The sequence below is a fragment of the Pseudomonas sp. Sample_11 genome (genome assembly GCF_004307505.1).
GTDB classification, from domain to species: Bacteria; Pseudomonadota; Gammaproteobacteria; order Pseudomonadales; family Pseudomonadaceae; genus Aquipseudomonas; species Aquipseudomonas atacamensis.
Genome location: NZ_RCOD01000039.1, coordinates 104,601 through 123,170 on the forward strand (window position 1 = coordinate 104,601; position 18,570 = coordinate 123,170).

Below are 18,570 nucleotides of genomic sequence, written 5' to 3' on the forward strand. Positions count from 1 at the left end.
GCCTGCTCTATGTGATGGATCCGATGTGTTCATGGTGCTGGGGGTTTGCTCCGGTGGCCAAGGCACTGGTCGAGCAGGCGCAGGCAGCCGGGGTCGAGCTGCATCTGGTGGTCGGCGGTCTGCGCACCGGCAGCGGTTCGGCGCTGGAGCCGACCACGCGTCGCTACATCCTTGAGCACTGGCAAGCGGTCACCGAGGCCACCGGCCAGCCGTTCAAGTTCGATGGCGCGCTACCCGACGGTTTCGTCTACGACACTGAGCCCGCCTGTCGCGCGATTGTCACCGCGCGCAGTCTGGCGCCGGATTGCGCGTGGACATTGGTCGGGATGATCCAGCGGGCGTTCTACGCCGAAGGTCGCGATGTCACTCAGGCCAGCGTGCTGGTCGAACTGGCGGAGCAGGCCGGTGTGCCGCGTATCGAATTCGCGGCGTTGTTCGATCATGCCGATCAGCACAAGGCCACCCAGGCCGATTTCACCTGGGTCCAGGATCTGGGCATCGCCGGTTTTCCGACCCTGCTGGCCGAGCGCAACGGGCAACTGGCGCTGCTGACCAACGGCTATCAACCGCTCAGCGAGCTGTCGCCGTTGCTCGGCCGCTGGCTGGAGCGCGCGGCCTGTGTCTGACCGCGCCGATGACACGCCAGCCGTAGAGCGTGTCGACCGGCTGAGCTGGGCTGAAGTCCGGCGTCTGGCACTGCATCACAAGAAATCCCTGTGGATCGCCAACGGCGTAGCCGTGCTGGCGACGCTGTGCAGCGTGCCGATCCCATTGCTGCTGCCATTGCTGGTCGACGAAGTGCTGCTCGGCCACGGCGATGCCGCGCTGAAAGTCATGAACCACTTTCTGCCGAGCATGTGGCAGCAGGCGGCGGGTTATATCGGTCTGATGCTGGTGGTGACCCTGACCTTGCGTTGCAGCGCCCTGTGTTTTGGCGTGTTGCAGTCGCGATTGTTCGCGCGCCTGGCCAAGGACATCGTCTACCGCATTCGCGTGCGCCTGATCGAGCGGCTCAAGCGCATTTCCCTCGGCGAATACGAAAGCCTCGGCAGCGGCACGGTGACCACGCACCTGGTCACCGATCTGGATACCCTCGACAAATTCGTCGGCGAAACCCTCAGCCGCTTCCTCGTCGCGATGCTGACCCTGGTCGGCACCGCCAGCATCCTGATGTGGATGCACTGGAAGCTGGCGCTGCTGATCCTGCTGTTCAACCCGTTGGTGATCTACGCCACGGTGCAGCTGGGCAAGCGCGTCAAGCATCTGAAGAAGCTGGAGAACGACAGCACCTCACGCTTCACTCAGGCGCTGAGCGAAACCCTCGATGCGATTCAGGAAGTGCGCGCGGGCAATCGTCAGGGCTATTTCCTCGGGCGCCTCGGTTTGCGCGCGCAGGAGGTGCGCAACTACGCAGTCAACTCGCAGTGGAAAACCGACGCCTCGAACCGCGCCAGTGGTTTGCTGTTCCAGTTCGGCATCGACATCTTTCGCGCGGCGGCGATGCTCACCGTGCTGTTTTCCGACCTGTCGATCGGGCAGATGCTCGCGGTGTTCAGCTACTTGTGGTTCATGATCGGCCCGGTCGAACAGTTGCTCAATCTGCAATACGCCTACTACGCGGCGGGCGGTGCGCTGACGCGGATCAATGAACTGCTGGCGCGTGCCGACGAGCCGCAGTATCCCGGCGGCATCGATCCGTTCAAGGGGCGCGACACCGTCGGCATCGAGGTGCAAGGCCTGAGTTTCGGTTATGGCGACGAGTTGGTGCTGGATCAGATGAACCTGTCGATCCTGCCCGGCGAAAAAGTCGCGATCGTCGGCGCCAGCGGCGGCGGCAAAAGCACCTTGGTGCAATTGCTGTTGGGCCTGTACACGCCAGCGGCCGGGACCATTCGCTTTGGCGGGTCGACCCAGCAGGAGATCGGTCTGGAGACGGTGCGCGAGAACGTCGCGGTGGTGCTGCAGCATCCGGCGCTGTTCAACGACAGCGTGCGCGCCAACCTGACCATGGGCCGCATGCGCAGCGACGAAGCCTGCTGGCAGGCGCTGGAAATTGCGCAAATGGCCGCGACCATTCGCGCGCTGCCCAACGGCCTCGACAGCATCGTCGGGCGTTCCGGCGTGCGTTTGTCCGGCGGTCAGCGCCAGCGTCTGGCCATTGCGCGGATGATTCTCGCCGAGCCGAAAGTGGTGATTCTCGACGAAGCCACCTCGGCCCTCGATGCCGCCACCGAGTACAACCTGCACCAGGCGATGGCGAAATTTCTCCATGGCCGCACCACGCTGATCATTGCCCATCGCCTGTCGGCGGTGAAACAGGCGGACCGCGTGCTGGTGTTCGACGGCGGGCAGATCGCCGAGGACGGCGACCATCGCCAACTGATCGCGGACGGCGGTCTGTACGCCAAGCTCTACGGCAACTTGCAACAGCACTGATCGAAACCCTCGCCGACCTGTCAGAGGTTCTGCGCGCGGTGTAATGCCGCGCCTTGCCTTGAACGAGAACCCCACCTAGTCTCGTCATAGCGAATTCGCCCGGAAGGCGAGCGGGCAGCGCTCATGCAAGGACTCTCATGAAGCAAAAGCAGACTCTGGGAACACCACGGTTGTTGGGTATCGTCTGGCCCTTTATTGCTGTCGTGGTGTTCCAGGCATTACTGGGGGGCGTGAGCCTTTACGTGCTTTCGGCCGTGCGTGGCTACGTCGCTGGCGAAAGCCTGTGGTCCAAGGGCCAGAAAGACGCCATCTATTACCTCAACCTCTACGCCGACAGTCGTGACGAGGCGATCTATAACAAGTACCTGACGGCGATCGCCGTGCCCCAGGGCGGGCACCAACTGCGCCTGGCACTGGATCGTCAGCCGCCGGATCTGCAAGCGGCGCGCGAAGGCATACTCAAGGGTGGCAATCATCCAGACGATGTCTCCAGCGTCATCTGGCTATACCTCAATTTCCGCCACTACAGTTATCTGGAAACCGCGATCGATCGCTGGACGATTGGCGATGCCTATCTCGACCGACTGCACGAAGTCGCGCAGGAGATGCACCAAGGCATTGCGCAGAACCAGGCCAGTCCCGGCGATGTGCAGCGCTGGAAGTTACAGATCTTCGCCATCAACGATGCAGTCACCCCAGCGGCCAGGGCTTTCAGCGATGCCTTGGGCGAAGGCTCGCGGGTGATCATGCGCCTGCTGCTGTTCACCAACCTGGCCACCGCGCTGGGTCTGATCGCGCTGGCGCTGTGGCGCACGCACAAACTGCTCAAGCAGCGCCATGAGTTCGCCCAGGCGCTGCAACTGGAAAAGGATCGCGCGCATATCACGCTGCAGTCGATTGGCGATGGCGTGATCACCACCGACGTCAACGGCGCGATCGATTACATGAACCCGGCCGCCGAGGCCATGACGCACTGGAAGGCCGAGCAGGCGGCAGGGCTGCCGTTGTCGGCGCTGTTCAACCTTCTCGACGATAACGCCCAGACCGAAGGCCTGACGTTGATCGAGCACATTCTCAGCGGCCAGCTCAGCGGCGGCAGCGAACATTCCAAGCTGATCCAGCGTCTGGACGGCAGCACCCTGTCGGTGACACTGGTCGGCGCGCCGATCCGCAATGCCGGGAATGTCAGCGGCACGGTGCTGGTGCTGCACGACATGACTCAGGAGCGGCAATACATCGCCAATCTGTCCTGGCAGGCGACTCACGATGCGCTGACCGGGCTGGCCAACCGCCGCGAATTCGAATATCGCCTCGAACAGGCCTTGCACAAACTGACGCGCCAGCCCGGGCGGCACGCACTGATGTTCCTCGATCTCGACCAGTTCAAACTGGTCAACGACACCTGCGGTCACGCGGCGGGCGATGAGTTGCTGCGGCACATCTGCACGCTGTTGCAATCAGACTTGCGCGAGGGCGATACCCTGGCGCGACTGGGCGGCGATGAATTCGGGATTTTGCTCGAGAACTGCCCGCCGGACATCGCCGAGAAAATTGCCGAAAGCCTGCGCCAGACCGTGCAGAACCTGCATTTTGTCTGGAAGGGGCGGCCCTTCCTGACCACCGTCAGTATCGGCCTGGTGCATGTGGCGCAGAATCCGACCACCCTTGAAGCCTCCCTGCGCGCGGCGGACATGGCTTGCTACATGGCCAAGGAAAAAGGCCGCAACCGCGTGCAGGTCTATCATGCGGACGACTCCGAACTCTCCATGCGCTTCGGTGAAATGGCCTGGGTGCAGCGCCTGCATATGGCGCTGGAAGAAAACCGCTTCTGCCTTTATGCCCAGCAGATCGCACCGCTCAAGCCGCAACCCGGCCAGGCCGGACACATCGAAATCCTCCTGCGTTTGCATGATGAATCCGGGCGGATGATTTTGCCTGACAGTTTTATTCCGGCAGCGGAGCGATATGGTTTGATGACCCAGTTAGATCGCTGGGTAGTTGAAAATGTTTTCAAGGTTATTGCCCAGTGTATTGAACAGGAACATGAACTTCCTTTGGCAATGTGTGCGATTAATCTGTCAGGCATTACTATAGGAGATGACGCGTTTTTGCACTTCCTGCGGGAACAGTTCGTTAACTACGCTATACCGCCTGAAATGATTTGTTTTGAAATTACTGAAACCAGTGCAATCGCTAATCTTGGCAGTGCAATTCGTTTTATCAATGAACTCAAAGGCTTAGGCTGTCACTTTTCTCTGGATGACTTTTGTGCCGGAATGTCTTCATTCGCTTACTTGAAACATTTGCCTGTAGACTTCCTGAAGATCGACGGGAGTTTCGTTAAGGATATGCTGGACGACCCGATTAATCGGGCAATGGTCGAAGTGATCAATCACATTGGCCATGTTATGGGTAAGCAGACAATTGCCGAGTTTGTTGAAACTAACCAGATCGAACAGGCATTGCTTGAAATAGGTGTGGATTACGCTCAGGGGTATGTCATCGAGCGCCCGCAGTTATTTACCTGTGACAGTTTGCAAAGTCGCCCTGCCAGACCGCAGCCGTTGTTGTTCAAAGCGCCTGGCACGTTCCGTTGAAGTCTCTCGCCGATCCTTGCCATCACAACTCAAAAGGAGCCGAACAGTGATCGACACATTCAACCGAACCGGACCCCTCATGGAAGCTGCAAGTTATCCTGCCTGGGCGCAACAGCTCATCAAGGATTGCAGCGAGAGCAAGCGCCGGGTTGTCGAACATGAACTTTATCAGCGCATGCGCGACAACAGACTCAGCGCGAAAACCATGCGCCAGTACCTCATCGGTGGCTGGCCGGTGGTCGAGCAATTTGCCTTGTACATGGCGCAGAACCTGACCAAGACCCGCTTCGCCCGCCATCCCGGCGAAGACATGGCGCGGCGCTGGCTGATGCGCAACATCCGCGTCGAACTCAACCATGCCGACTACTGGATGCACTGGAGCCGCGCCCATGGCGTCAGCCTCGAAGATCTCCAGGCCCAGCAAGTGCCGCCGGAGCTGCACGCGCTGAGTCACTGGTGCTGGCACACCAGCTCGGCGGATTCGCTGATCGTGGCGATTGCCGCGACCAACTATGCGATCGAGGGCGCGACCGGGGAGTGGTCAGCGGTGGTCTGCTCGACCGGGGTCTACGCCGCGGCGTTCCCGGAAGAGGACCGCAAGCGCGCGATGAAGTGGTTGAAGATGCATGCCCAGTACGACGATGCCCATCCGTGGGAAGCGCTGGAAATCATCTGCACCCTGGCCGGCATGAACCCGAGCAAGGCGTTGCAGGCCGAGCTACGGCAGGCGATCTGCAAGAGTTATGACTACATGTACCTCTTTCTGGAGCGGTGCATGCAGTTGGAGACTTCGGAGCGCTTGCTGGTCAACCGCGAGCGCCGGACCGTAACCGAAAGCTGATCGAACTGTGGGAGCGAGCAGGCTCGCTCCCACAATGATTTTTAGCCGGCCATCGCCAGCCGATTCCGCCCCTCGCGCTTTGCGACATAGAGCGCACTGTCGGCGCGGCGCAGCAAGCTGTCCGCCGACTCCCCCGGCAGTAACGTCGAGCATCCCAGACTCACGGTGATCTCGATCAACTGGCCATCGGCAAAGTATTCCCCCGACTGCGTCGCCTGGCGCAAACGCTCGCCGACCATCGCTGCCGCTTCGCGGCCGGTGTTGGACAGCAGGATCAGAAACTCTTCGCCGCCATAACGGAACACCATGTCGACGTTGCGCAGTTGCGCCTTGATCGACGCGGCAATGGCTCTGAGCACCTCATCACCGGCGCCATGCCCGTGGTCATCGTTGACCCGTTTGAAGTGGTCGATGTCGAGCATCAGCACCGACAGCGGTTGCGCATGGCGGCGCGACATGTCGATCTCGCGCTGCAAGGTCTGCTCCATGGCTACCCGATTGCCGGCACCGGTCAACGAGTCGCGCAAGGCACTTTGCGTTGCGGCGCGATAGAGCAGGGCGTTGCGCATCGGGTACAGCAGGCAGGACAGCAGCGACTCGAGGTCGCCCTGTTCCTTGTCGTTGAAACGCTGATTGCGGCGGAAGACCAGCTCGCCCATGTGCTCGCCTTCATGGCTCAGGGTGTAGCTGACCGAATGGTGGCCGCGCGCGCCAAACTCCAGGCGCAAGTCACTGGCCTGATGCACATAGCTCAGGGCGTCCAGCGGCACCAGGCGTTGGATTTCGCGAAAGAACAGGCCAAGGATGCGCTGTGGCTCCAGGCTGGTTTGCAGTTGCAGGCTCATTTGCTGACGCAATTGCGCCAGGCTGGTCGGGCGCTCGATCAGCGCCGGTAGTTGACCGAAGCCCAGGCGCTGCAATTTGGCACTGTCGAAGTCAATTGCATGGGTCTGGGAAGGAGATTTCATATGGCGTGAGCCCCTAAGCAGTAAGTCTGTCTTACAGGCTGGGTGAGAGCGGCTATGGGCTGCGCGTCGTACTGATCCATCAGTCCCGTAGGACGTTTGGCGTAAGTTTAGTCTGCCGCAAGACGATCAGTCAGCTATCGAAATCGGCGTCTGCCCCATGGCCATCACACGGCATGTTTTGAGGGAATTTAGAGCGAAACCCGTGCCATTCGGTTCGATTTAAATTAAAGCTTTTCGAATCAATGACTTGCTGACAGATGCCGGGCCGCCGCGCTGGGTTATTGGCGGCTTTGTGATGGTTATGAGCGGCAAGGGCTTGCCGCGACAGCATTCTGCCGCGGCAACAAATGCGACGTATGGCGTTATTGGGCGTTGAAAGCCTGGCCATTGACGCCCGCGCTGTCCGGGCCCATCAGGTACAGATACACCGGCATGATCTCTTCCGGTGTCGGGTTGTTCAGCGGATTTTCCCCCGGATAAGCCTGCGCGCGCATGCTGGTGCGCGTACCGCCCGGGTTGATGCTGTTGGAGCGTACCGGCGCAACGCCCTCCACTTCATCGGCCAGGGTTTGCATCAGGCCTTCGGTGGCAAATTTCGACACGCCGTAAGCGCCCCAGTACGCGCGACCCTTGCGCCCGACGCTACTCGAGGTGAACACCACCGAAGCATCTTGCGAGAGCTTGAGCAGCGGCAGCAGGGTGCTGGTCAGCATGAACATCGCGTTGACGTTGACCTGCATGACACGCATGAAGTTTTCGCCGGAGAGTTGTTCGATCGGCGTGCGCGGGCCGATGATCGAAGCGTTGTGCAGCAGGCCATCGAGGTGGCCGAACTCGGTTTCGATCATCGCTGCCAGCTCATCATATTGATGGGGCAGGGCGGTCTCGAGGTTGAACGGGATCACCGCCGGTTGCGGGTGGCCGGCTGCTTCGATTTCGTCGTAGACCTCGGTCAGATTGGCTTCGGTCTTGCCCAGCAGCAGCACGGTGGCACCGTGGGCGGCATAGGTTTTCGCCGCAGCCGCGCCAATGCCACGGCCGGCACCGGTGACCAGAATGACCCGATCCTTGAGCAATTCAGGGCGAGCGGTGTAATCAAACATAAAAACCTCATAGTCCTTAAAAGATCGCAGCCTTCGGCAGCTCCTACATGGGTATGCATTCTCCTGTAGGAGCTGCCGAAGGCTGCGATCTTTTGATTTTGGTCAGCAGCTGCACAGCGCGCTGTCGAGTACCTTGCGCAACTCCAGCGGGTGATCCACCACCACGTCCGCGCCCCAGTGCCGTGGATTGTCGTCCGGGTGGATGTAGCCGTAAGTCACCGCAGCGGTTTTGGTCCCGGCATCGCGGCCCGATTCGATATCGCGCAGATCATCGCCGATAAACAGCACGGTCGACGGATCCAGATCAAGCATCTTGCAGGCGAGGATCAGCGGCTCCGGATCCGGCTTGCTGTTCTTCACATGATCCGGGCAGATCAGCAGCGCCGAACGCTCGGCCAGCCCCAGGCGCTGCATGATCGGCTCGGCGAAGCGCACCGGTTTGTTGGTGACCACGCCCCAGATCAGGTTGGCCTTTTCGATATCGGCGAGCAGTTCGCCCATGCCGTCGAACAGTTTACTGTGCACTGCGCAACCGACCAGATAGCGCTCGAGAAACTCCTGGCGCAGTTCCTCGAAGCCCGGCGATTCCGGATCCATCGAAAATGTCACCGCAACCATGGCCTTGGCCCCGCCGGAAATCTCGTCGCGGATGTGCTTGTCGTTGATCGGCGGCAAACCGCGATCGGCGCGCATCGCCTGGCAGATGGCGATGAAGTCCGGCGCGGTGTCGAGCAGGGTGCCGTCCATGTCGAAAAGTACCGCTCTGATGGCCATCGGCTTATTCCTCGCGCAGGGTCTGGATCATGTAGTTGACGTCAACGTCGTTGGCCAGCTTGTAGTGCTTGGTCAGCGGGTTGTAGGTCAGGCCGATGATGTCCTTGACGGTCAGGCCAGCCATGCGGCTCCACGCACCGAGCTCGGACGGGCGGATGAATTTCTTGAAGTCGTGGGTGCCGCGCGGCAACAGCTTCATGATGTATTCGGCGCCGACGATGGCGAACAGGTACGCCTTCGGGTTGCGGTTGATGGTGGAGAAGAACACCTGGCCGCCCGGCTTGACCATGCGGAAACAGGCGCGGATTACCGAGGATGGATCCGGCACGTGCTCGAGCATTTCCAGGCAGGTGACCACGTCGAACTGCTCGGGCATCTCGTCGGCGAGGGCTTCGGCGGTGATCTGGCGGTATTCGACGCTGACCCCGGATTCCAGCTGATGCAGTTGTGCGACCGCCAGCGGCGCTTCGCCCATGTCGATGCCCATCACGGTGGCGCCGCGCTGAGCCATGGCTTCGCTGAGGATGCCGCCGCCGCAGCCGACGTCGAGGACTTTCTTGCCGGCCAGGCTGACGCGTTCGTCAATCCAGTTGACCCGCAGCGGGTTGATGTCGTGCAGCGGTTTGAATTCGCTCTCGCGGTCCCACCAGCGATGGGCCAGGGCCTCGAATTTGGCGATTTCGGCGTGGTCGACGTTGCTCATGTTCAATTCCTCGAAAAACCTGAAAAGGGCTGTAGCCGCGGATATAGCGCCGCGGTGTTTACGATTCGGTGTGGCCGCTGATGCGCTGGCCCCAGTGGCGGGCGGTCGCGCCCAGCTGTTGTTCGTCCATGCGGGTCAGGCGCCGGTCGTCGAGCAGTTGCTTGCCGGCGACCCACAGGTGTTTCACGCAATCACGCCCGGTGGCATAAATCAGCTGCGACACCGGGTCATACACCGGTTGCTGCGCCAGACCGGACAGGTCGAAAGCGACGATGTCTGCGGCTTTGCCGATCTCCAGCGAGCCGACCTGCGCCTCGATCCCCAATGCGCGCGCCCCATTAAGGGTGGCCATGCGCAAGGCGCGATGGGCGTCCAGCGCAGTGGCGGAGCCGGCGACGGCTTTGGCCAGCAGGGCGGCGGTGCGGGTTTCGCCGAGCAGGTCGAGATCATTGTTGCTCGCCGCGCCATCGGTGCCGACGGCAACGTTCACCCCAGCCTGCCACAAACGTTCGACCGGGCAGAAGCCGCTGGCCAGTTTGAGGTTGGATTCCGGGCAGTGGATCACGCTGCTGTTGCTTTCTACCAGCAGCGCGAGGTCGTCATCGCTGATCTGGGTCATGTGCACCGCCTGGAAGCGCGGGCCGAGCAGGCCAAGGCGACCCAGGCGCGCCAGTGGCCGTTCGCCGGTTTGCTCGACAGCCTGCTGCACTTCGAATGCGGTTTCATGCACATGCATGTGGATCGAGGCGTCCAGCTCCTCGGCGATCACCCTGATTTTTTCCAGGTTCTCATCACCGACGGTGTAGGGTGCATGCGGGCCGAAAGTAATCTTGATGCGTTCGTGATGCTTGAGATCGCCGAACAATTCGACGCCCTGACGAATGGCTTCGTCGGCACTGCTGGCGCCGGGGATCGGGAAATCGAGGATCGGAATGGCGATCTGCGCGCGGATGCCGCTGTTGTGTACGCGCTCGCTGGCGACTTTCGGGAAGAAATACATGTCAGAGAAGCAGGTGATGCCGCCCTTGATCTGCTCGGCGATGGCCAGATCGGTGCCGTCGCGGACGAAGTCCTCATCGACCCATTTACCCTCGGCCGGCCAGATATGATTTTCCAGCCAGGTCATCAACGGCAGATCGTCAGCCAGGCCACGGAACAGCGTCATCGCCGCGTGGCCGTGGGCATTGATCAGTCCCGGCGCCAACAGAACATCCGGCAATTCACGGATTTCTGTCGCGTTACACTTCAACGCTTCGGCGCGCGGGCCGATAAACACGATGCAACCGTCACGGATGCCCAGGCCGTGCTCCTTGAGCACCACGCCTGCCGGTTCGACGGGGACCAGCCAGGTCGGCAGCAATAACAGGTCGAGCGCAATGGCAGGTTTCGGCATCGAGGGTCGGTTCCAGTGCTTTTGTAAAGGATGGCGAAGTATACCCGAGCGTCTTCGCGGGGGGATCGCTATAATCGGCGGCTTTTGTTCATGAGTGCGGGGTGTGGGATGCGCGATCGACTGTTGGCTGCGGAGAAAGTAAAGGCCATCGATTGGCGTGATGGCGCGCTGCACCTGCTGGATCAGCGTATTTTGCCGTTCGAGGAAACCTGGATCGCCTACACCAGCGCCGCCGGCGTGGCCGAGGCGATTCGCTCGATGGTCGTGCGTGGCGCACCGGCTATTGGCATCAGTGCGGCTTATGGCATCGTCCTCGCGGCGCGGGCGCGGATTGCCGAGGGCGGCGACTGGTACGCGGCGCTGGAAGAGGATTTCGCGCTGTTGGCCGATTCGCGTCCGACCGCGGTCAATCTGTTCTGGGCGCTGGGGCGCATGCACGATCGCCTGGATCGTTTGAAAAGCAAAGCCGATCCGCTGGCGGCGCTGGAAGCCGAGGCCATCGCCATTCACCAAAGCGACCGCGAGGCCAACCTGACCATGGCGCAGCTTGGTGTCGATCTGATTCGCAAGCATCAGGGTAACGCTCAAGCCATCCTGACCCATTGCAATACCGGCGCGCTGGCCACCGGCGGGTTCGGTACTGCGCTGGGGGTGATCCGCGCTGCTTATATAGAAGGCATGGTCGAGCGTGTTTACGCCGACGAAACCCGGCCGTGGCTGCAAGGCTCGCGCCTGACCGCGTGGGAACTGGCCAACGAAGGCATCCCGGTGACCCTGAACGCCGACTCCGCCGCCGCGCACATCATGAAAACCAAAGGCGTGACCTGGGTGATCGTCGGCGCTGACCGCATCACCGCCAATGGCGACGTGGCGAACAAGATCGGCACCTATCAATTAGCGGTGAATGCCATGCACCACGGCGTGCGCTTCATGGTCGTGGCACCAAGTTCGACCATCGACATGAATCTGGCCAGCGGCGATGACATCCCGATTGAAGAGCGTGATGGCGCCGAGTTGCTGGAAGTCGGCGGTAAACGCGTCGGTGCCAATGTTGAAGCGTTCAACCCGGTGTTTGATGTCACCCCGGCGGATCTGATCGATGCGATCGTCACCGAAAAAGGCATCGTCGAACGCCCGGATACCGCGAAAATGGCCCAGCTGATGTGTCGCAAGCGCCTGCATTGAAGGTCTTTAGCGTGTGAGCGGGCCCCATCGCTGGCAAGCCAGCTCCCACAGGTTTTGTGCCCGGCATTGAACCTGTGGGAGCTGGCTTGCCAGCGATGAGGGCCTGAATGTCAATAAACAACTGTAAATCTGCCCCAGATTTCACATTCAAAGAAGCTCAGAGCTTCTGTCGTCCCCCTCAAGCCTGTCATCGGTCAACTAACTATGCTCCATGCGCATCTGGGGGATAGGTGCGTGGCGGCCTTTGTGATAACATCCGGCGTTTTCCGAGGCGGCTCCACGGAGCTGTCTTTACTGCGCAAATCCGCGATCCAATGTTGATTTGTCGTAAGTCGGCGCATGGCACTCGGCCGGCCCCGACGAGCTTCGTTGCTCCCACATGGATATGACGAAGTTTCACCAGAAAAAGGAATCAGGCTTCTCATGGGCGAACTGGCCAAAGAAATCCTCCCGGTCAATATCGAAGACGAGCTGAAACAGTCCTACCTCGACTACGCAATGAGCGTGATCGTCGGCCGTGCACTGCCGGATGCGCGCGATGGCCTCAAGCCCGTGCACCGTCGCGTACTGTTCGCGATGAGCGAGCTGGGCAACGACTACAACAAGCCGTACAAGAAATCTGCCCGTGTCGTCGGCGACGTGATCGGTAAGTATCACCCGCACGGTGACACTGCCGTGTACGACACCATCGTTCGCATGGCCCAGCCTTTCTCCCTGCGCTACCTGCTGGTCGACGGCCAGGGCAACTTCGGTTCGGTCGACGGCGACAACGCTGCGGCCATGCGATACACCGAAGTGCGCATGACCAAGCTGGCGCACGAGCTGCTGGCTGACCTGCACAAGGAAACCGTGGACTGGGTGCCGAACTACGACGGCACCGAACTGATCCCGGCAGTCATGCCGACCCGCGTACCGAACCTGCTGGTCAACGGTTCCAGCGGTATCGCTGTGGGCATGGCGACCAACATTCCGCCGCACAACCTCGGTGAAGTCATCGACGGTTGCCTGGCCCTCATCGACAACCCTGAGCTGACCGTCGATGAGCTGATGCAATACATTCCCGGTCCGGACTTCCCGACGGCTGCGATCATCAACGGTCGCGCCGGCATCATCGAAGCCTACCGCACCGGTCGCGGGCGCATTTACATGCGTGCCCGCTCGATCATCGAAGACATTGACAAGGTCGGTGGCCGTCAGCAGATCGTCATCACCGAACTGCCTTACCAGCTGAACAAGGCGCGTCTGATCGAGAAGATCGCCGAGCTGGTCAAAGAGAAGAAGCTCGAAGGCATCACCGAGCTGCGCGACGAGTCCGACAAGGACGGTATGCGTGTCGTGATCGAACTGCGTCGCGGCGAAGTGCCGGAGGTGATCCTCAACAACCTCTACGCCCAGACCCAGCTGCAATCGGTGTTCGGTATCAACATCGTCGCGCTGATCGACGGCCGCCCACGCATCCTCAACCTCAAGGATCTGCTGGAAGCCTTCGTCCGTCACCGTCGCGAAGTGGTCACCCGCCGTACCGTGTTCGAATTGCGCAAGGCGCGCGAGCGTGGGCACATTCTCGAAGGTCAGGCTGTTGCGCTGTCGAACATCGATCCGGTAATCGCCCTGATCAAGGCTTCGCCAACACCGTCGGAAGCCAAGGAAGCGCTGATCAGCACGCCTTGGGAATCTTCGGCTGTGGTGGCGATGGTTGAGCGTGCCGGTGCCGATTCGTGCCGTCCGGAAAACCTCGATCCGCAATACGGTCTGCGTGAAGGCAAGTACTTCCTCTCGCCAGAACAGGCCCAAGCCATTCTCGAACTGCGCCTGCACCGTCTGACCGGTCTGGAGCACGAGAAGCTGCTGGCCGAGTATCAAGAGATCCTCAACCAGATCGGCGAGCTGATCCGCATCCTCAACAGCGCCGTGCGTCTGATGGAAGTGATCCGCGAAGAGCTGGAAGTGATCCGCGCCGAATACGGCGACGTGCGCCGCACCGAAATTCTCGATGCCCGTCTCGACCTGACCCTGGGCGACATGATCCCGGAAGAAGAGCGCGTCGTGACCATCTCCCACGGTGGCTACGCCAAGACCCAGCCGCTGGCTGCGTACCAGGCTCAGCGTCGTGGCGGCAAAGGCAAATCGGCCACCGGCGTCAAGGATGAGGACTACATCGCTCACCTGCTGGTCGCCAACAGCCACACCACGCTGCTGCTGTTCTCCAGCAAGGGCAAGGTGTACTGGCTCAAGACCTACGAGATTCCGGAAGCATCCCGCGCGGCCCGTGGTCGTCCGCTGGTCAACCTGTTGCCGCTGGATGACGGTGAATACATCACCACCATGCTGCCGGTCGAGGAATACACCGAAGGTCACTACATCTTCATGGCCACCGCCAACGGCACCGTGAAGAAGACCCCGCTGGAATCCTTCAGTCGTCAGCGCAGCGTCGGTCTGATCGCGCTGGAGCTGGACGAAGGCGACGTGCTGATCTCTGCAGCCATCACCGATGGCGAGCGCGAAGTGATGCTGTTCTCCGATGGCGGCAAGGTCACCCGTTTCAAAGAGTCCGACGTGCGTGCCATGGGCCGTACCGCTCGCGGCGTGCGCGGCATGCGTCTGCCGGAAGGGCAGAAGCTGATTTCCATGCTGATCCCGGAAGAAGGCAGCCAGATCCTCACCGCTTCCGAGCGTGGTTATGGCAAGCGCACCGCGATCACCGAGTTCCCTGAGTACAAGCGTGGCGGTCAGGGCGTGATCGCCATGGTCAGCAACGAGCGTAACGGCCGTCTGGTCGGCGCGGTACAAGTACTCGACGGCGAAGAAATCATGCTGATCTCCGATCAGGGCACCCTGGTGCGTACCCGTGTCGACGAAGTGTCGAGCCTGGGTCGTAACACTCAGGGCGTGACGCTGATCAAGCTGGCCAAGGATGAAACCCTGGTCGGGCTGGAGCGGGTTCAGGAGCCTTCGGAAATCGAAGGCGAAGAACTCGAAGGTGAAGAGGGCGAGGAAATCGCAGGCAGCGTCGGTATCGACGAAGCAGGTGAGGACCAGCAACTCGACGCCGCAGCAGACGAAGAACCGCAGGAATAAGCGGACAAACGAGGGGGCGGATGAGAATTCGCCCCCTTGTTATTTGTCCGGTATGAAAATTTGCAACACTGCGGATGATCGTTCCCACGCTCTGCGTGGGAATGCCGCTGGGAACGATCAGTCGCAAACCAAAAGATTCAAGTGACCACCAAATCAGAGCGAGATTGGATGTGAGCAAGCGAGCCTATAACTTCTGCGCCGGTCCGGCGGCGCTGCCTGAAGCTGTCCTGCAGCGCGCCCAGGGTGAACTCCTTGATTGGCACGGCAAGGGTCTGTCGGTCATGGAAATGAGCCATCGCAGCGATGAGTTCGTGTCCATCGCCACCCAGGCCGAGCAGGATCTGCGTGACCTGCTGAATATCCCGTCGAACTACAAAGTGCTGTTTCTGCAGGGCGGCGCCAGCCAGCAGTTCGCGCAGATCCCGCTGAACCTGTTGCCTGAAGGTGGCTCGGCCGACTACATCGACACCGGTATCTGGTCGCAGAAAGCCATCGAAGAAGCCTCGCGCTATGGCCACGTCAACGTTGCTGCCACTGCCAAGCCTTACGACTATTTCGCCATCCCCGGCCAGAACGAGTGGAATCTGTCGAAAGACGCCGCTTACGTTCACTACGCGCCGAACGAAACCATCGGCGGTCTGGAATTCCAGTGGATCCCGCAAACCGGTGACGTGCCGCTGGTCGCCGACATGTCTTCGGACATCCTCTCGCGCCCAGTCGATATTTCGCGTTTCGGCATGATCTACGCTGGCGCGCAGAAGAACATTGGCCCGAGCGGCATCGTCGTCAACATCATCCGCGAAGACCTGTTGGGCAAGGCCCGCTCGCTGTGCCCGACCATGCTTAATTACAAGGTCGCAGCTGATAACGGTTCGATGTACAACACCCCGCCGACGCTGGCCTGGTACCTGTCCGGTCTGGTGTTCCAATGGCTGAAAGAGCAGGGCGGCGTCGAAGCGATTGCCAAGCTCAACGACGTCAAGCAGCGCACCCTGTACGACTTCATCGATGCCAGCGGCCTCTACAGCAACCCGATCAACAAGTCGGATCGCTCGTGGATGAATGTACCGTTCCGTCTCGCTGACGATCGTCTGGACAAGCCGTTTCTCGCTGGTGCCGACGAGCGCGGTCTGCTCAACCTCAAGGGTCACCGTTCGGTGGGCGGCATGCGCGCCTCCATCTACAACGCCGTCGACATCACCGCAGTTAACGCGCTGGTGGCGTACATGGCGGAATTCGAGAAGGAACACGGCTGATGTCCGAGCAAGAACTCAAGGCACTGCGCGTTCGCATCGACGCTCTGGACACCAAAGTCCTCGAGCTGATCAGTGAGCGTGCGCGTTGCGCCCAGGAAGTCGCCCGCGTGAAGATGGCCTCGCTGGCCGAAGGCGAAGTGCCGGTGTTCTATCGTCCCGAGCGCGAAGCTCAGGTGCTCAAGCGTGTGATGGAGCGCAACCAGGGGCCACTGGGCAACGAAGAAATGGCGCGGCTGTTCCGCGAAATCATGTCGTCGTGCCTGGCGCTGGAGCAGCCCCTGAAAGTGGCCTACCTCGGCCCTGAAGGTACCTTCACCCAAGCGGCAGCGATGAAACACTTCGGTCACGCGGTGATCAGCAAGCCGATGGCGGCAATCGACGAAGTGTTCCGCGAAGTCGCCGCCGGTGCGGTGAATTTCGGCGTGGTGCCGGTGGAAAACTCCACCGAAGGCGCGGTCAACCACACGCTGGACAGCTTCCTCGAGCACGACATGGTGATCTGTGGCGAAGTCGAGTTGCGCATCCACCATCATCTGCTGGTCGGCGAAAACACCAAGACCGACAGCATCAGCCGCATCTATTCCCACGCGCAGTCGCTGGCTCAGTGCCGCAAGTGGCTGGACGCGCATTACCCGAATGTCGAACGCGTCGCGGTGTCGAGCAACGCCGAAGCGGCCAAGCGGGTCAAGGGTGAGTGGAATTCGGCAGCGATCGCTGGTGACATGGCGGCAGGGCTGTATGGCCTGACGCGCCTGGCCGAGAAGATCGAAGATCGCCCGGACAACTCGACGCGCTTCCTGATGATCGGTAACCAGGAAGTGCCGCCGACCGGCGACGACAAGACCTCGATCATCGTGTCGATGAGCAACAAGCCCGGCGCGCTCCACGAGCTGCTGGTGCCGTTCCATGACAATGGCATCGACCTGACCCGCATCGAAACCCGTCCGTCGCGCAGCGGTAAATGGACTTACGTGTTCTTCATCGACTTCGTCGGCCACCACCGTGATCCGTGGATCAAAGGTGTGCTGGAAAAGATCAGTCAGGAAGCAGTAGCACTCAAAGTGCTGGGTTCCTACCCGAAAGCAGTTCTCTAAGGGGCGGTAGCAAATGAGTGGCAACTTCCTCGCTCTGGCACAGCCGGGCGTGCAACAACTTTCGCCGTACGTTCCGGGCAAGCCTGTGGACGAACTGGCGCGCGAGCTGGATCTGGATCCGGCAAAAATCGTCAAACTGGCGAGCAACGAAAACCCATTGGGCGCCAGCCCGAAGGCATTGGCGGCGATCCGCGAAGAGCTGGCCGAGCTGACCCGCTACCCGGACGGCAATGGTTTCGCCCTGAAGTCGCTGCTCGCCGAGCAGTGCCGCGTCGAGCTGAACCAGGTCACGCTGGGCAATGGCTCCAACGACATTCTTGAGCTGGTTGCGCGTGCCTATCTGGCGCCGGGCCTGAATGCGGTGTTCAGTGAGCACGCCTTCGCGGTGTATCCGATCGCGACTCAAGCTGTCGGCGCACAAGCCAAAGTCGTTCCAGCCAAAGACTGGGGCCATGACCTGCCGGCGATGCTTGCGGCCATCGATGCCAACACCCGCGTGGTGTTTATCGCCAACCCGAACAACCCGACCGGCACCTGGTTCGGCGCCGAAGCGCTGGACGAATTCCTGCAGGACGTTCCCGAGCATGTGCTGGTAGTCCTCGACGAGGCTTATATCGAGTACGCCGAAGGCAGTGATTTGCCGGACGGTCTCGACTTCCTCGCCGCCTACCCGAACCTGCTGGTGTCGCGCACCTTCTCCAAGGCCTATGGCCTGGCCGCGCTGCGCGTCGGTTATGGCTTGTCGACACCTGTGGTGGCGGACGTGCTGAACCGCGTTCGTCAGCCATTCAACGTCAACAGCCTCGCGTTGGCGGCGGCGTGTGCGGCGCTGAAGGACGAGGAATATCTGGCGCAAAGCCGTCAGCTCAACGAATCCGGCATGCAGCAGTTGCAGGCCGGTTTCCGTGAGCTGGGGCTGGGCTGGATCGAATCCAAAGGCAACTTCATCTGCGTCGATCTCGGCCAGGTGGCGGCGCCAATTTTCCAGGGCTTGCTGCGCGAAGGCGTGATCGTGCGTCCGGTGGCCAATTACGGCATGCCGAACCACCTGCGGGTGACCATCGGTCTGCCGGCAGAAAACAGCCGTTTCCTCGAGGCGCTGCGCAAGGTTCTGGCTCGTGGTTGATGTCACTGCGCTGCAA

The 18,570-nt window shown here is 60.9% G+C and carries 14 protein-coding genes; 9 read left to right on the forward strand and 5 right to left on the reverse strand.

What is annotated here, in order from left to right; translation table 11 throughout:
- The first annotated feature begins 23 nt into the window (after positions 1–23).
- The 4 genes from D8U60_RS10000 (at position 24) to D8U60_RS10015 (ending at position 5,874) form a co-directional block, all read left to right on the forward strand.
- On the forward strand, positions 24–626 hold the full coding sequence (locus D8U60_RS10000; RefSeq protein WP_177435457.1) for a DsbA family protein: 603 nt from the start codon (positions 24–26) through the stop codon (positions 624–626).
- Positions 619–2,436 carry an ABC transporter ATP-binding protein gene (locus tag D8U60_RS10005; RefSeq protein ID WP_130900022.1) on the forward strand — a complete coding sequence of 606 codons (1,818 nt, stop codon included), beginning with the start codon at positions 619–621 and terminating at the stop codon, positions 2,434–2,436. The genes D8U60_RS10000 and D8U60_RS10005 overlap by 8 nt, the downstream gene beginning before the upstream one ends.
- 137 nt (positions 2,437–2,573) lie before the next feature.
- Positions 2,574–5,033 (forward strand): EAL domain-containing protein, encoded by a 2,460-nt coding sequence (locus tag D8U60_RS10010; protein ID WP_130900023.1) that lies wholly within the window; start codon positions 2,574–2,576, stop codon positions 5,031–5,033.
- 46 nt (positions 5,034–5,079) lie between these two features.
- Entirely contained in the window at positions 5,080–5,874 is a 795-nt protein-coding gene (locus tag D8U60_RS10015; RefSeq protein WP_024013878.1) for an iron-containing redox enzyme family protein, read from the forward strand.
- 41 nt (positions 5,875–5,915) lie between these two features.
- Here the strand turns inward: D8U60_RS10015 and D8U60_RS10020 are convergent, their stop codons facing one another.
- The 5 genes from D8U60_RS10020 to D8U60_RS10040 form a co-directional block, all read right to left on the reverse strand.
- Positions 5,916–6,842, reverse strand: coding sequence for a GGDEF domain-containing protein (locus D8U60_RS10020; RefSeq protein ID WP_130900024.1), 927 nt, complete (start codon positions 6,840–6,842; stop codon positions 5,916–5,918).
- A gap of 362 nt (positions 6,843–7,204) precedes the next feature.
- The gene (locus tag D8U60_RS10025; protein WP_024013876.1) at positions 7,205–7,945 is read right to left on the reverse strand and encodes a YciK family oxidoreductase; all 741 of its coding nucleotides are present in this window, start codon (positions 7,943–7,945) and stop codon (positions 7,205–7,207) included.
- A gap of 102 nt (positions 7,946–8,047) precedes the next feature.
- Entirely contained in the window at positions 8,048–8,719 is a 672-nt protein-coding gene (gene mupP / locus D8U60_RS10030; RefSeq protein ID WP_073472346.1) for an N-acetylmuramic acid 6-phosphate phosphatase MupP, read from the reverse strand.
- 4 nt (positions 8,720–8,723) lie between these two features.
- Positions 8,724–9,422 (reverse strand): bifunctional 2-polyprenyl-6-hydroxyphenol methylase/3-demethylubiquinol 3-O-methyltransferase UbiG, encoded by a 699-nt coding sequence (gene ubiG / locus D8U60_RS10035; RefSeq protein WP_130900025.1) that lies wholly within the window; start codon positions 9,420–9,422, stop codon positions 8,724–8,726.
- A 58-nt stretch (positions 9,423–9,480) separates the two neighbouring features.
- The gene (locus tag D8U60_RS10040; protein ID WP_071173171.1) at positions 9,481–10,815 is read right to left on the reverse strand and encodes a TRZ/ATZ family hydrolase; all 1,335 of its coding nucleotides are present in this window, start codon (positions 10,813–10,815) and stop codon (positions 9,481–9,483) included.
- Positions 10,816–10,923: 108 nt separating this feature from the next.
- Between D8U60_RS10040 and mtnA the strand changes: the two genes are divergently transcribed.
- The 5 genes from mtnA (at position 10,924) to hisC (ending at position 18,554) form a co-directional block, all read left to right on the forward strand.
- The gene (mtnA, locus tag D8U60_RS10045) at positions 10,924–12,000 is read left to right on the forward strand and encodes an S-methyl-5-thioribose-1-phosphate isomerase (RefSeq protein ID WP_122700173.1); all 1,077 of its coding nucleotides are present in this window, start codon (positions 10,924–10,926) and stop codon (positions 11,998–12,000) included.
- Positions 12,001–12,423: 423 nt separating this feature from the next.
- On the forward strand, positions 12,424–15,078 hold the full coding sequence (gene gyrA / locus D8U60_RS10050; protein WP_016770926.1) for a DNA gyrase subunit A: 2,655 nt from the start codon (positions 12,424–12,426) through the stop codon (positions 15,076–15,078).
- A 170-nt stretch (positions 15,079–15,248) separates the two neighbouring features.
- Complete coding sequence (gene serC / locus D8U60_RS10055) at positions 15,249–16,334, forward strand: 3-phosphoserine/phosphohydroxythreonine transaminase (protein ID WP_038860448.1); 1,086 nt, start codon at positions 15,249–15,251, stop codon at positions 16,332–16,334.
- Entirely contained in the window at positions 16,334–17,428 is a 1,095-nt protein-coding gene (gene pheA / locus D8U60_RS10060) for a prephenate dehydratase (protein ID WP_130900026.1), read from the forward strand. The genes serC and pheA overlap by 1 nt, the downstream gene beginning before the upstream one ends.
- A gap of 13 nt (positions 17,429–17,441) precedes the next feature.
- Positions 17,442–18,554, forward strand: coding sequence for a histidinol-phosphate transaminase (hisC, locus tag D8U60_RS10065; RefSeq protein WP_016770923.1), 1,113 nt, complete (start codon positions 17,442–17,444; stop codon positions 18,552–18,554).
- Positions 18,555–18,570: the final 16 nt, after the last annotated feature.